Raw genomic sequence first — 14,361 nt, forward strand, 5'->3', positions numbered from 1 at the left:
GTGCAGAGTGATCGATCCGTTGCTCCGGAGGCTCGTTAAAACCGAGAGACTAGGCGCGCTGTCCCGCAGAAGGAACTCGCCGGTTCAGAAATGATTGGCTCGGTAGGTAATTGATAGCTATGCGGATTTACTTTGAGGTTAAGATCATGGGTAACTGCGGTTTAGTCGGAATTCAAACTGATATATGGTTAACAATCCGCGTGAGAAGAGCCTAAACAGAATAAGGGTAGAGAATGAAGCTGGATATCGTAAAAATAAAGAATTTCCGCTGTTACAAGGACGAAATATCGATACCTTTCTCCGATTTGACGGCCCTTGTTGCCAAAAATGACATAGGCAAATCTTCAGTACTTGAAGCATTGGATGCATTCTTTAATTCCGAAAAGCTGGAGCCTGGTGATCGGTCTGCTGGGTTGACGAACTCGGATGATATAGAAATTACCTGTGTCTTTAAAGATTTCCCGGAGCAGCTAATTATAGATACAGATAATCTTATATCGCCTGCAAACGAATATCTTTTAAACCCTGATGGAAAACTTGAAATAAAAAAAATATTCTCTAGTGCCTCTCCAAAGTGCGAACAAATTTTTATTAGAGCGGTCCACCCAACAGCTGAGTACTTCAACGATCTATTTTCTTTGACCATAACACAGCTAAAAGCAAGGGCCAGAGAACTTGGCGTTGATTTAGCGGGCGTAAACGCAACTATTAAATCAGCTCTTCGGCACGCAATCTGGTTAAGTACACCTGATGAAAACCTAGCGAAGCAATTAGTCGAATTAGAGGTAAAGTCAAAGATTTGGAAGCCGCTGCAAAATACCCTTCCTCTATTTCAGCTTTTTAAATCTGACCGTCCAAGTTCTGACCAAGATGCTGAAGCGCAAGATCCCATTAAATTTGCGATCAAGGAAGCTATCAGGCAAAAGGCGGCCGAGCTTGACGCTATAGGCGACCATGTAAAACGCCAAGTTGAGGAAGTTACCAGGTTAACCATTGAAAAAATTCGAGAAATGGACCCTGACTTAGCAAGCCAGTTAAATCCGAATTTCTCAAACTTCAACTGGGGCAAAGTCTTCTCTGTGTCACTCACCAATGAAGATAAAATACCATTGAACAAACGAGGTAGTGGGGTTAGACGGCTTTTCTTGATCAATTTCTTCCGAGCTAAAGCTGAACAGTTGGCAAGTGAACGAGACGTCCAGGATGTTATTTTTGCAATAGAGGAACCTGAGACATCGCAGCATCCAAACAATCAACTTTTGCTCCTGGATGCGTTGAAGGAGTTGGCGCTTGAGGAAACCCATCAAGTGATTTTCACAACTCATAACCCCATCCTCGCCGGACGAGTTGATCGGGACTCTATAAGGTTTATTGAAAAAGATGAAACCGGCTCGCGAATATTGGCTGAGAACGACGATGAAACTTTACTTAGGATTAAATCGAGCCTTGGTATGTTTGCAAACCACAACATCAAAGTCTTTGTTGGAGTAGAGGGGCCCAATGACATTGAGTACATTAGCGGAATATCTTGGCGTTTATCACAGGAAGACCCAAGTATCGTCAATTTAAAACGCTCAGAACAACGAGGGGAATTGGTGTATATACCCATGGGGGGCTCAACTCTAGAGTTATGGACAAATAGACTCGAAGGACTTCAGGTTCCGGAAGTTCACGTGTTGGATAGAGATGTCCCTCCACCGGAACCAGCTAAGTATCAGGGCGCAGCAGATAGGGTGAATGCGCGCGGCGATAACTGTCGTTCTTTCATAACCAATAAAAGAGAAATGGAGAATTACATCCATTTTGAAGCTATAAATGAAGAGTTTGAAATACAGTTAACCGAGAACTTTCAAGCATTCGATGATGTCCCAGTGATGGTTGCAAAGGCAGTTCATGACGCATCGCAGTCTACAGTAGACTGGGAAGACTTGGATGAGAAGAAGCGAGATAAGAAAGAGAGTAAGGCCAAGAAACGCTTGAACCGAGCTGCTGTTTCCAATATGACAAAAGTGCGCCTTGATAGTGCAGATCCTGACGGTGAAGTATTAACCTGGCTAAGGGAAATAAGCAGGCATCTGCTTTAAGTTTGTTAAAGAGTGACTCAAGCCGACCGTTATCCGCTAGCGCACCAAACGTCGGCTCATTAAAAGCGTTATATGAAGTTAAAGGTTTTTAACTTATGGGTGACAAGAGCATCGTTTTCGAGATTCATAAAGCTATTTTTAAGAATAAAATCGAGGTGTTCCGAAAATATGCTGAGGAGCTTGAAGGCAAATTCGAATCTGACCTCAAGGTGATTGAATCGAGGTTTGATTTTGACTTTGAGGATGACGAGGGTGATGAAGATTACGCCTCATACGTCGAGTTTCTAATCGATGAAAAACGCATGGTCGAGCAAGACTTTCTAAATCAATATAGAAGTTCAGCGATAATTTCAGTCTACTCGCTTATTGAACATAGGTTACGAGTCATAGCCGAACTTCTAGGGAAGCTGAAGAGTAGCAAGCTGGAGGTATCGGACCTTAGTGGTGAAGGAATAATTAGGAATAGGAACTATCTGGAAAAGGTTTGTGGCGTAGATTTTTCTCATTTGAACAAGCAATGGTCCGTAATCAAGGATTTGAGCGCATTGAGAAACTGTGTCGTCCACTGTGAAGGAGACATCACTAAAGCACGCGCTTCACAAAAGCTTTCAAACATTGTCGAAAATACAGAAGGGCTGCGTCTTGAGCGCGACGATACTATCGTCTTCGAACTACCTTACCTTGAAAAGGTTATAGATGTAGCGGAAGACTTCTTCTCTGGTGTAGTCGACGCAGCTTTTGAAGTGTTCAGTTCATATAATAAGTCAAGTCAGAAGGACGCTCTAAAGCGCGCCTCTGCTTGAGTTTTTGATATGACTCCCCACATCAAGAGGCATGCAGGAAGTCGCAATGAATTTCCCAGATGATATTGAAAAGCTACAGCAAAAAGTCGAAAAAATTCTCGATCCTATTGCCTCAGCAGTAGAAAACGGAACGAAGGCTGAAAAGGACTTTCTATTTACTGCCTCTCGAACAGACGCTGGGAGATCTTTGCCTCCTTACTATCTAATATATTTTTTGTTTGTTGATCTCCTTAGGTGCAAAAATCTTGGTCAGTTTGAAAAGATCTCCTGGTCGGTGCCTATTGATTATAACGGAAAAGCCTACTTGCTTGAACACAGAAAATCTGGAATGGGTCTATTTACCTCGAATGAGGTGAGTCAAGAATCAGATTGCCGAGAAATCGTAAGGAAAATAACTAAGGCTGTGAAAGCCGCTCGACCATATTTTGAGTGGGTAGCAAGCGAAGCGGCAAAGCGTTCAGATCTAAATGTACTAAATCACAGCCTTCGCTTGTATGATCGATACGCATATTTTCTTGATGAATACGAGAAAAAGGTTCAAGAAGCAAACGCTCGAAAAGATGAAAGAATACGAACGCAGCACTCAAGCAATTCATGGAGTGTTCAGATGCCCTATTTTGATCTAAAGAGAGAATCTGAATGGCTGGCAATGTCGGTGATTGATGCATTTTTCAGCTTCACTGAGCATGTGTTTATTCATGCAGCTATTTTGCGAGGTAAGGTAGTAACCGGCGAAGATGTTGCCAATTTGGCAGATAATGAATGGGCATCAAAATTTAAAGCGTGTTTTGATATTCAGGATCAGGAAACAAAATCACACTATGACCAATTGGTCTCCATAAGGCGTCAGATAAGAAACTATATTGCACATGGTGCTTTCGGTAAAAATGGTGAGGCGTTTCAAATTCACTCTGGAGCGGGTGCTGTGCCTCTACTTATGCCTCATCAGAAAGGTAGTGCTCGGTTTTCCATGCAAAGCGGCATTGAATTTAACGAAGAGGAAGCTATAAAGGTCGTAAAGGAATTCATGGAATTTTATTGGGAGTCTGATATGTTCCCTGAAGTTATTTATATCCAGAGTAGTATGCCAACTATTCTACATTACGCGTCAGACTCAACTTACGCTAGAGCGATGTCTTCCACTGAAGACATGGAGAGCTTTGTTGAATATTTAACAAGGTTGCAAGAACAATCTGCTAACATGGATTGGTAAAGCAGGCCTAATCGGGTAGCCGGGGGCATCTAACCCCCCCCCAGCCCCCACAGCTCCCTGTGTAACCATCCCCTAAAAACGAAACAGACGTAGTAAGAGGTCCGTGGACCGCGATTAAGCATGCATCGATTGGAGGGGATGGTGCCAATCTCGTCGCGGAAAAAGGGCCGCTTTCCAATGAAAGCGTGGATCTTTAAAAAGAGATTACTAATGTTTGTCAACAACGGTGAGTTTTGACCGCTTTGGAGGTGCGGACCTTTTCTTGGACTGTTTTATGCCACCAAACCCAAGCTTTCCCGGTATTCAAGCGGGCTCAGGCCCCCAAGTGAAACTTTAATCCGTTTCTCGTTGTACCATCGAAGGTACGAGTCAAGCTCCTCCATGAATTGCTCAATTGTGACTGTATGCCAATCTTGAGGATAGAAGAACTCATTTTTCATCCGCCCAAAGAAGCCTTCGCATGCGGCGTTATCGGGAGTACAGCCCTTCGCCGACATCGACCTGAGGAGATTTGCATCCTCAATACGCGATAGCCATCCTGGCCACCGGTAGTGTGCACCCCGGTCAGAGTGAACAAGTGGAAACCGGGCCTCAGACAACGTCTCAATGGCTTCGTCCAGCATGGTGTTCACAAGATCAGCGTCCGGCCTGGTACCGATCGTCCAACTGACGACCAACCCGTCAAAACAATCGATCATGGGAGACAGATAAATTTTCCCCGAAGGAATCTGGAACTCCGTAATATCAGTCAGCCATTTCTGATTTGGTAGCTTTGCTTTGAAGTCACGATTGATCAGGTTGTCTGGTGCTGGGCTGACTTCACCATTGTAGGAACTGTAACGACGTCGCTTACTAGCTTGGACTACCAGCTCTTCCTCTGCCATCAACCGCCGAACGACTTTTTCTGAGATTCTCGTACCTCGTCTTCTGAGGACGACATGAACGCGTCGGTAGCCATAACAGCGACGGTTGAGGTCGAAGATGTCTGCCACTGAACGACGGATGTCACAGTACTTATCAGGGGCATTAATACGGGCCCTCTGATAGAAGTAGGAACTGCGTGGTAATTGGAGCTGCTCGGTTAGCTCAGATAGCGTGTAAATTCCTCTCAGGGCGTCAACCAACAGGGTCTTCTCCCGGTTCGTCAGTAACTGTAGGTCGACGCCCTGATCTTTTTTTAACAGTTCATTCGCCTTCGTCAGAATGTCATGTTCGAGTTGGAGTCGGTGGACTCGCACCTGAAGCGACTCCACCTCTCGCTCCAATGCGACGCGGTTATTATGGGAGTGCGAATGCTTGCGGGACTTCATCATTGGATTGACCTGGTCATCAAGTAGTTGGTCTTTCCACTTGTACAACAGTTGCCTACTCACCCCTATGTTATTGGCAACCTCTGAACCGCCCCGGGTATCGCGGAGGCCCGTTGGTTTAAGTCACGCTGCCATAGCGGCCTGAATGTTAAGTTGCCGGTAGTAGTTTGCCTCAGCTTCTCCCGGCGGTATATATCCCAAAGGCTCCATCAGCCGTTGATGGTTGAACCAGGATACCCATTCCAGCGTTGCCAGCTCAACGGATTCCATGGATTTCCAGGGGCCGCGCCGGTGGATCAACTCTGCTTTGTACAAGCCATTGATGGTCTCAGCGAGGGCGTTGTCGTAACTGTCACCCTTGCTGCCTACCGATGGATCGATGCCGGCTTCGGCCAGGCGTTCCGTGTAGCGGATCGACACATACTGTGAGCCTCTGTCGGAGTGATGAATCAAGTCCTCTGACTTGTCGGGCTGACGGGCGTAGAGAGCCTGTTCCAGAGCATCAAGCACGAAGTCCGTGTTCATCGTGCGACTTACGCGCCAACCCACGATACGGCGCGCGAAGACATCAACGACGAAGGCCACATACAGCCAGCCCTGCCAGGTGGAAACGTAAGTAAAGTCGGATACCCAGAGCTGGTCTGGGCGGTCAGCGACAAACTGCCGGTTGACCCGATCTAGCGGGCACGGCACCGATCGGTCTGGGACCGTGGTGCGCACCGCCTTGCCACGTCGGGCACCCTGAAAGCCCAGGCGACCCATGAGTCGCTCCACGGTACAGCGGGCCACAGGAATGGCTTCCCGGTTCATCTGCTTCCAGACTTTATCGGCGCCATAGACCTTGAGATTGTCGTTCCAGACACGCTTGATCTGCGGCATTAAAACCTCGTCACGCTTGGCCCGGTCACTGCGTAGTTCTGGATTGCGCTGCCGGGCCGCATGACGCCGGTAGGCCGACGGGGCAACCTGCAATACCTTGCAGATCGGCTCGACCCCGTAGGTATCCCGGTGCTGATCAATGTAGGTGTTTATGACTTCAGCTTGCGGTCGAGCTCCGCCTGGGCGAAAAAAGCGCTGGCCGTGCGAAGGATGTCATTGGCACGCCGCAGTTCCTTGTTCTCGCGCTCCAGATCCTTCATTCGTTGCGCTTCGGCGGTGGTTGTACCGGGACGTTCACCGACATCAATCTCGGCACGCTTGACCCATTCCAGCAATGTCTGTGGCACACAGCCAATCTTGGGGGCAATCGACTCCACAGCAGCCCATAGCGACGAGTACTCGCCACGATGCTCCTGCACTAGCCGCACCGCACGTTCTTTAACTTCAGGGGAAAACTTGTTGGATTTGTTCATGGCTCCATTCTCTCAGATGCTGGAGCCTCCTCAAAACCCGGGGCGGTTCACTCAGCAGCAGAGTCCTGTCGCGAGCAAAGCTGAATGACAGCCTGTTGTTTTTGGCTCGCAGACCACGGTGAAGTACCTGTGGTCTTGCCAGTCACAGACTTTCTTGCCCCAGGGTGTAGTTCGTCAATCCATGAAATCAGTGTGGCAGTGCACGGGTAGCCTAGCGATCTTCTCGTGTGGGCGAGACAACACTGGCCGTACTTGAAATAGTGATCTACTGCTAGCCGCTTCTGAGACAGTGAATATTTGGGCTTCCTGCTGGGCCTTGCAGGTAAGTCTCCTCTTTCGACAAAGGTACGGTACCACCGGCGTAAGTTCTTCTTTGATGGGTAACCCAACTGTCGGACGACGGTTGCAGCGCTTTTGCCGCAATCGATATAGAGCTCCACAGCTCGAATACGGTCTTCATACGAATACATAGACTACCTCCAATGTAGTCCAAGATAACGTCCGCACCTCCTTTACGGACTTTTAACACCGGTGCTGACACTGAACCAAGGCGTATAACTGTTACTCGGTCAGGCGCAGTTGCTCACCGCGCCAGGTTTCGCCCCAGTGGAGTTTGCCCCGGTTCAGCCGGTGGGCACACATCTAGTACCAAGACCATCGTGGACCAGCACTTTAATCCGGTTGCCTCGTTTGTTGGCGAACAGGTAGGCGCAGTGGGGCCTGCCTTAACCAAACACCTGGATGACTCGCGCCAGAGCCATGTCCGGCCCCACGATTCACTGGAAGATCTGACGCCATGGGAATATCTGGCGAAACACCAACGGGCGGAAAACTCTAATCAGCGGTGCAACTAAAACAGGGATGTTTACAATCAACGGGTTTTTCAAATAGTAGCTTGCCGCTCCATCGCCCGGATTCGACGTGTTGTGCAACCTGATAGAAAATCACCTCAATCAATTTTCTGACAGCGATTGAAGCGGGGCGGTTGCCTGGAGTAGCTATCGCCAGCGAACGGTAGAGTTCGGGCTTAACGATAGGGACGGCAACAATCTCCCCGCGTTCCACCATTTCACTGACAGTGGCAGAGGATAAAATGGTATAACCGAGCTGTTGCTTTATCATCTCGCTTAGAAGCGGCCACGCACTGACCTCAAAGGCCAGGTCGATTTTTTTGTGCCTTTGCATCGCTTCCTTTTCCATTCGCGCTCTCAAGCCATGTTTTTCTTCGGGTAGGATCAGCGGTAGATTGAGAACTTCGTCAAGATTCACCGTATTCCGTTTCGAGATTTCGGTGTCCGGCGGAGCAATCAAGAAAAAACGCTCGTCAATCAGTGGGGTATGGCGCAAGTTCTTATGCTTGCTTTGATCATAAGTGATCACCAAATCCAGCTTTTGCTGAGAAACCATTTGCTGCAGCGTGCCGCTCATGGCTGATCTCACTGCGAGATTTACACGTGGATAAAGTGTGCGGAACTGTTTGACGATCATCGTTGCCAATTCGTTGGAGATCGTTGGAAGCAATCCCAGCTTCACCTGACCGGTTACGGTCCCAGAGACTGCCGCCACATCTGCTTGAAGCTGTTCTGTATCCTTAAGCAGGCCTTTGGCGCGTTCATAAAGAACTTCTCCCGCGGTCGTCAGCAAAACACCCCGCCCATGGCGAACAAACAGCTCAGCATCCAGGGCTTCTTCAAGCAATCTAATTTGGCGGCTTAAGGCCGGTTGTGCAATGAATAGCGCCTCCGAGGCACGACTGAAACTACCTCTCTTGGCAATGGTAAGAAAGCTGTTCAGTTGGCGAAGATCAATCTTGAGGTTGGAAGCCATACAGTCTTGACCATTTATTGTTAGATGCCGTATCCCGCTGATTGCGGTCCGTCCTTTAAGCTATACCAACGGTTACTAGGAAATATAGAAAAAAACGATACTGGTTACGTTTCAAACAAGGTCATTAAAAAGGATAATGGAAACATTGGTTTATGCGTTATCTGTTCTGGTTTGGTCTTTGTCGCGGCGTTTGGCTTTTTTGATCTTTGTCATTTTTATTCAATTAGCGGACAAATTGCTTCAAGACGCTATCAAGTAGCCCTTGCATCATTTGCAGTATTGTGACGACGAAAGGTCAGGGTTGTAGCAATCGTTCGAATCAGCCCGCGCGGATTCTTTGAGGGTCGCGCTACCCCTTTCAGACGTACTCGCCATCGACGTGAAGAGTAGCTCAACCAAGCAAAGCAGGAATGTGAGTGCTTTGGTCTACTGGAGCACGTTGTTGCTGGCGCGAGACAAGCGCTTGTCGGGCGGGAGGAGAACCAAAAACAAGACGGAGAAGCAATATGTACCCCAATCTCAAGATGTACATCGGCGGTCAGTTCGTGGACGGACATGGTGAATCCAGCCAGTCGGTCATGAATCCCTCCAATAATGAGGTTCTGGCCACGCTACCTTATGCAAGTGAGAGTGACCTGGACCGGGCGCTGGAATCGTCGGAACAAGCCTTTCGTTTGTGGAAGAAGGAACCCGCCGTGGAGCGTTCTCGGATTTTACGGAAGGTGGCCGAGCTTATTCGAGAAAGAGCAGAGAACACGGGGCGGGTACTCACGCTGGAACAAGGGAAGCCGGTTCGCGAAGCCATTGGCGAGGTCTTGTCCTGTGCTGAGCATGCTGAATGGCACGCGGAGGAATGCCGCAGAATATATGGTCGTGTCATTCCTTCACGAAAATCGAATGTACAACAAACTGCACTCAAGGAACCGATAGGAGTGTGCGTTGCTTTTTCGCCGTGGAATTTCCCTTTCAGTCAGGCTTTCCGCAAAGTTGTCGCTGCCATTGGCGCTGGCTGTACGGTTATTCTTAAAGGGTCAAGTGACACCCCTGCCTCCGTAATGTTGATGGCACAAATATTCCATGATGCAGGTTTGCCAAAGGGCGTTTTTAACGTCGTATCTGGTGACTCTGGCATGATTTCCGAGTACTTGATCAGGTCGCCGATTGTTCAGAAGATCAGCTTTACCGGCTCTACGCCGGTCGGTCGGAAGCTGGCGTCACTTGCCGGAGCTAATATGAAACGTTGCACCATGGAGCTTGGCGGTCATGCGCCGGTCATTGTTTGTGACGACGCAGATATCGACAAAGCCGTTAAAGACCTGGTCGGATTCAAGTTTCGGAACGCGGGGCAGATTTGTATCTGTCCGACGAGGTTCTTTGTTCAGCGGAATATCTACAACGATTTTGTCTCCAGGTTTTCGGAAGAGGTAAAGACAATCAAAGTAGGATGTGGGTCCGATGACTCCACAACGATGGGGCCTCTGGCCCAATCTCGTCGGGTCGCGGAGATGCAGAAGTTCGTTGACGACGCTTGTCAGAAGGGCGGTGTGTTGGTGACGGGCGGTGAGACGCCGTCTGGCGCGGGAAACTTTTATCCACCAACGGTTCTCAAAGATGTTCCTGATGATGCGATGTTCATGAATGATGAACCTTTTGGCCCAATTGCAGGTTTTGTGCCGTTCGACAGCATCACCGAAGTGCTGGAACGAGCTAACCAGTTGTCCTTCGGGTTGGCTGCCTATGCGTACACCTCATCTGTTAGCAATGCCCATCGTATTACCAATGGCCTGGAAGCCGGTATGGTCTCTGTGAACCACATAGGGCTGGCGTTGGCGGAAACTCCCTTTGGGGGCGTCAAGGAAAGCGGCTATGGTAGGGAAGGTGGCAGTGAGACCTTTGATAGTTATCTGGCTACCAAGTTTGTGACTCAGATGAGCTGATGTCGGTTGAGAGCCAAGAGTAAGAGTTTGCTTTGAGTTAAATGGTTATAAACTTAATTTTATCTTCGGGTCTTTCGATCAAAAATAAAAAGGAGACCGTTCATGGCCAGTAGCTTGTTAGCACCAAATGACATTCTAAATGTTATACCTGGGCAGGTAATCTGTGAGGGTACTGTAGAAAATACGCTAAAAAATCGGCTTTCGATGAGAAACTATCGGTTCGATAAAACTGAAGTTTATATCCCTGAAATGCGGGATTACATGCTGGTCAGGTGGGAGTCTCCGCCTGAAAATCTTGGTTTCTTCCATTCGGGTAAGTGGGCAGATCAGGATGCTCGTACCGATAGCGTGACAATTCTGGCGCGTGGAGAGCCATCTCGATGGTTCTGGACAAATGATATTCAGGTCTCACACGTTTATGTCTCCGAGTCTGCGATAAAAAAAGTCGCTAATGATCTCTTTGAGAAAGATGTTGACAGTTTGAATATCGATCATAGAGCTGTTTCTCAGGATGCCACACTGGCTGAGTTGATGAAGTCATACGAACGGGAGTGCCTGGGTGAAAGTCTCGGTGGTCAACTGTATGCAGATACCATTGAGACTCAGATATGTATCCATATGATTAGGGAGTATTCTCAATGCAAGCTTCGTGAAATTCAGATTGATCGAAGTATGCCTGTTTCAAAACAAAAAACGATTGAAGAATATATTGCTGAAAACCTTGATCAATGTATAAGTATCGATGATTTAGCGGAAATCTCAGGATTTAGCAATTCGTACTTTATTCGTCTGTTCAGAAATGCGTTTGGTATGCCTCCACACGCCTATATTCTTCAGCGTAGGCTAGAAATGGCGAAGGCGATGCTTGAGTCGCCGATGGATATACCAATCAAGGTTATTGCAATGGAGTGTGGTTTTTCCGATCAGAGCCATCTAACGCGTCTGTTCAAGAACAAATTTTCTACAACGCCTAACAGGTATAGGAATAAGACGAAACTAACCAAATTTTGTTGAACTGCTGATCAAGATATTTGCCTTAGATGCCCGACCCTCTGCTTGCAGAGTGAGTCGGGCATTGTTTTGATGCCTGGCTGATTTTTCCGGCACAACCCAACTCCCATACGGTCTTCCCCGATCCTGTAGTTGCAAGGGGTTTTCAACCAGAATTGCGATGCAGCAATTTCGGTGTCTATGCTAGTTATAATCTTTGCTCGAAATCTAAAAAAATGTTTTGGTCCCATTTAATAAAATTTATTTTTTATGTTCTGGTTCAAAAAATTAATAAATACATTCAATATTCCAAAGGTCTATATCAGGATCATTTGATTTGGTTTTATAAAAAATCAACAAAGGAAAAGCCAGATGATCCAGAAAAAAATAAACAAGAGTATTGCTGATAAATTTGAGAAACAAACGAATCGTAACCATTTTAAGGTGGTGAAATCAAAACTGTCGTGTGCAATTCTATTGGCGACAGCATCCCTCCCAGCATTTTCTGAAAGCATCACAGTGGGCGACACTAACCTTACGCTGTATGGTTACGCAAAGCTTGACCTCATCTATGATTTCGATTCGCCTCTTGGTATTTCGATTCTCCACCAGAATATCAGGCTTGACGATACAAGTGGCCCCGATGGTCATTTTGACGCGCACGCCCTAGAGTCCAGGATCGGCATTTCAACCGTTACTCCTACCGAACTGGGAAATATCGAGACCCGGGTTGAAGGCGATTTTTATGGGCCCGGCGGGACCTTTCGACTCCGGCAGGGGTACGGTACATGGAATGGCATTCTTGCAGGTCAAACCGAAACGAACTTTTCGACGTTTCTTGGTTACACTCCGAGCATTGATTTCACCGGTCAGGTCGGACAAACAAATCTGGACCGTCAGGCGCAGATTCGTTACTCAACAGGGGGGCTCTCTATAGCTTTAGAGGAAGCTGACAAGCAAGGAGGCCTAGCCTATGAAACGGAAGAGACCGTCGAAATCAAGAGTACCCTTCCAGATCTGACTCTCAGATATGACGATGCTCTGGGCGGTCTGAACTATTCCTTAGGGGCCGTGTTGCGGCAGTTGACTGTTTATGATGCCGCTGCTGACCGGGAAGAAGACGAATTCGGTTATGGTGTCACCTTCTCGGGAAAAATGCCCGTTTCATCAAGGGTGAGCCTGCAAGGTGCAGTAGTCTACGGAGAGGGTGTTGGTGGTTACCTGTGGTTAAACCCGGCTGCGCCGGCCTACTATGACCCTGTTGCTGGCGAACTCGAAGCTATTGAAGCCGTTGGCGGTACTCTTGGGATATCCGTGGCTGTTGGTCCTGGTTTAGCAAACCTGGCCTATGGTGTGTCGGAAGCTGATCTGGATGACATAAGAAATGTCGACGTTAGCAATGAGGGCGAACAAAATACGAGCCTTTATTTGAACTACCTGTGGTCGCCCATCGAGAGTGTCGATTACGGGATTGAAGTGAGCCACCATACTCGAGAATTGGTTGGGGGGCGTGAAGGGAAGGCGACACGTCTTCAGGCGATGGCCAAATACACTTTCTGAACATTGACTTAAGCGTTGTTGTGCCTTTGGTTGCCCCGACTCTCAGTCGGGGCCTTTTTCTGTATGGATCAGTGTCGTTTTTTATGTCCCATAAGGAGCAGGATCAGGTTTCGAATAAATTTAATTCCAGTAAAGTTCAGCCAATTGATCTGCTGCCTCGATAATTCCGACAAGTCCGTTCCATTTTTCTATCAGTTCGGACATCTTGTCTGCAAGCTTCTTGGTTCTCGCCCCATCAATGTTATATTCGTCTGCGTAGAATTCCGGGGAAAATTTTAGATCTTCTTTGATAAAATCTCTTGATTTTTCGAGGAAATTGCCTTCTGCCATCCAGGATGTTGATGCCTTTCTTTTCTGCTTTAATCATGTCGCTATCAGCTTGTTGCTGATAGAGGAAGCTAACATAGGCAGCCATAATCCGTCCGGCCTTCAGCGGACCCTCATTTTCTCTGGTGTTGAAACGATTCCACGGGTCACGATTAAGAGTTGTTGCTCGACCTGCGGCATATAGACCGCCTGGAACGTCGGTAGTTATGTTTTTGACAACATCATGGAGATTGAAGTTGGCCAGTTCTGCGGGTGAGAGGAAGGTGCAATCCACAAAACCTTGCTCGAGTACTTCATAAACTTCATGTATCGGGATTGCTACCGATAATCTCCCCGAAATTCTTCGCCCAGCGAGCCCAGGAAGCCCCAGATATTCGCAAGCGCTTGCCGTTTAGTTCTTCAACCGTATTTACTATAGCATTACAGAACATTACGTAAGAGGGTATAGATACAATCGGGGTATAGACTTGGTTGCTTGACGCGAATTCACTCTGATATTCCGGGCAGCTGATCATTATATATTTAAGAATGGCCTGGGAATAAGGGTAGCCCTCTTTACCGGACACTTTACTCTGCAGTAATTGACGTGTTGGACCGGTATTTATTCAGGGCTACTCTGAGGGCTTAGAGGGTCATCACAAATACGGTTGTACTGATCAACAGGTAGATCTACTCGTTCAGGCGGTTTTGAGTTTTGCGAGAGAAATTTGTGGTCAGTATTTCCACGGCAATCGACGAGTTGATCCGCTCGGCGTACGGCAGTGGCAGGAAGATCGCGATGATGATGTATAAGTAAGCAACTATGGTGATTATTCCGGGCGGGGGGTGTTGAATAGAAATCGGGCCAGAATATCAAGGCTGATATGTATCATCATCGGCGCTATGGCGAGCCCGTCGAGAGTTATAACTTTCTTATTGATCTCGTTTATTAATACTTTGAAGTTCTCCTGCAACTTGC

Annotated in this window: 9 protein-coding genes, 1 pseudogene and 1 other annotated feature; of the genes and pseudogenes, 6 read left to right on the forward strand and 4 right to left on the reverse strand. The window is 47.6% G+C overall.

All coding sequences use genetic code 11. The annotated features are described in order from the left end of the window. The first annotated feature begins 233 nt into the window (after positions 1 to 233). From ACO06L_RS20905 to ACO06L_RS20915, 3 genes are all read left to right on the forward strand, one after another. Complete coding sequence (locus tag ACO06L_RS20905; RefSeq protein WP_091641626.1) at positions 234 to 2,084, forward strand: ATP-binding protein; 1,851 nt, start codon at positions 234 to 236, stop codon at positions 2,082 to 2,084. Between the two features lie 95 nt (positions 2,085 to 2,179). After that, positions 2,180 to 2,887, forward strand: coding sequence for a hypothetical protein (locus tag ACO06L_RS20910; protein ID WP_075195741.1), 708 nt, complete (start codon positions 2,180 to 2,182; stop codon positions 2,885 to 2,887). Positions 2,888 to 2,933: 46 nt separating this feature from the next. Then, positions 2,934 to 4,100 (forward strand): hypothetical protein, encoded by a 1,167-nt coding sequence (locus ACO06L_RS20915; RefSeq protein ID WP_075195742.1) that lies wholly within the window; start codon positions 2,934 to 2,936, stop codon positions 4,098 to 4,100. A gap of 272 nt (positions 4,101 to 4,372) precedes the next feature. Here the strand turns inward: ACO06L_RS20915 and ACO06L_RS20920 are convergent. The 3 genes and pseudogenes from ACO06L_RS20920 to ACO06L_RS20930 form a co-directional block, all read right to left on the reverse strand. Further along, positions 4,373 to 5,494: pseudogene (locus ACO06L_RS20920) on the reverse strand (IS3 family transposase); the annotation flags it as partial. A 39-nt stretch (positions 5,495 to 5,533) separates the two neighbouring features. Then, a protein-coding gene (locus ACO06L_RS20925; protein WP_091644139.1) for an IS3 family transposase occupies positions 5,534 to 6,762 on the reverse strand; the annotation gives its coding sequence in 2 pieces (ribosomal slippage) (positions 5,534 to 6,474 and positions 6,474 to 6,762; 1,230 coding nt in all). Continuing rightward, positions 6,368 to 6,484, reverse strand: a sequence feature (AL1L pseudoknot). Its footprint overlaps the gene before it by 117 nt. Before the next feature lie 834 nt (positions 6,763 to 7,596). Beyond that, complete coding sequence (locus tag ACO06L_RS20930; protein ID WP_075195746.1) at positions 7,597 to 8,589, reverse strand: LysR family transcriptional regulator; 993 nt, start codon at positions 8,587 to 8,589, stop codon at positions 7,597 to 7,599. 506 nt (positions 8,590 to 9,095) lie between these two features. On the opposite strand from ACO06L_RS20930, the gene ACO06L_RS20935 reads away from it, so the two are divergent. The 3 genes from ACO06L_RS20935 (at position 9,096) to ACO06L_RS20945 (ending at position 13,076) form a co-directional block, all read left to right on the forward strand. Beyond that, the gene (locus tag ACO06L_RS20935) at positions 9,096 to 10,526 is read left to right on the forward strand and encodes an NAD-dependent succinate-semialdehyde dehydrogenase (RefSeq protein ID WP_069183787.1); all 1,431 of its coding nucleotides are present in this window, start codon (positions 9,096 to 9,098) and stop codon (positions 10,524 to 10,526) included. A 102-nt stretch (positions 10,527 to 10,628) separates the two neighbouring features. After that, positions 10,629 to 11,540, forward strand: coding sequence for a helix-turn-helix domain-containing protein (locus ACO06L_RS20940; protein WP_075195747.1), 912 nt, complete (start codon positions 10,629 to 10,631; stop codon positions 11,538 to 11,540). 348 nt (positions 11,541 to 11,888) lie between these two features. Continuing rightward, the gene (locus ACO06L_RS20945; protein WP_069183789.1) at positions 11,889 to 13,076 is read left to right on the forward strand and encodes a DcaP family trimeric outer membrane transporter; all 1,188 of its coding nucleotides are present in this window, start codon (positions 11,889 to 11,891) and stop codon (positions 13,074 to 13,076) included. A gap of 120 nt (positions 13,077 to 13,196) precedes the next feature. Here ACO06L_RS20945 and ACO06L_RS20950 read toward each other — a convergent pair whose 3' ends face one another. Continuing rightward, positions 13,197 to 13,406 (reverse strand): hypothetical protein, encoded by a 210-nt coding sequence (locus tag ACO06L_RS20950; RefSeq protein WP_421846198.1) that lies wholly within the window; start codon positions 13,404 to 13,406, stop codon positions 13,197 to 13,199. Positions 13,407 to 14,361: the final 955 nt, after the last annotated feature.

It is taken from the genome of Marinobacter sp. (genome assembly GCF_965229985.1).
In the GTDB taxonomy this organism is placed as follows: Bacteria; Pseudomonadota; Gammaproteobacteria; order Pseudomonadales; family Oleiphilaceae; genus Marinobacter.

Coding starts and splice junctions, on each gene's coding strand:
- ACO06L_RS20905 (WP_091641626.1), top strand. CDS start 234: ATGAAGCTGGATATCGTAAAAATAAAGAATTTCCGCTGTTACAAGGAC.
- ACO06L_RS20910 (WP_075195741.1), top strand. CDS start 2,180: ATGGGTGACAAGAGCATCGTTTTCGAGATTCATAAAGCTATTTTTAAG.
- ACO06L_RS20915 (WP_075195742.1), top strand. CDS start 2,934: ATGAATTTCCCAGATGATATTGAAAAGCTACAGCAAAAAGTCGAAAAA.
- ACO06L_RS20930 (WP_075195746.1), bottom strand. CDS start 8,589: ATGGCTTCCAACCTCAAGATTGATCTTCGCCAACTGAACAGCTTTCTT.
- ACO06L_RS20935 (WP_069183787.1), top strand. CDS start 9,096: ATGTACCCCAATCTCAAGATGTACATCGGCGGTCAGTTCGTGGACGGA.
- ACO06L_RS20940 (WP_075195747.1), top strand. CDS start 10,629: ATGGCCAGTAGCTTGTTAGCACCAAATGACATTCTAAATGTTATACCT.
- ACO06L_RS20945 (WP_069183789.1), top strand. CDS start 11,889: ATGATCCAGAAAAAAATAAACAAGAGTATTGCTGATAAATTTGAGAAA.
- ACO06L_RS20950 (WP_421846198.1), bottom strand. CDS start 13,406: ATGGCAGAAGGCAATTTCCTCGAAAAATCAAGAGATTTTATCAAAGAA.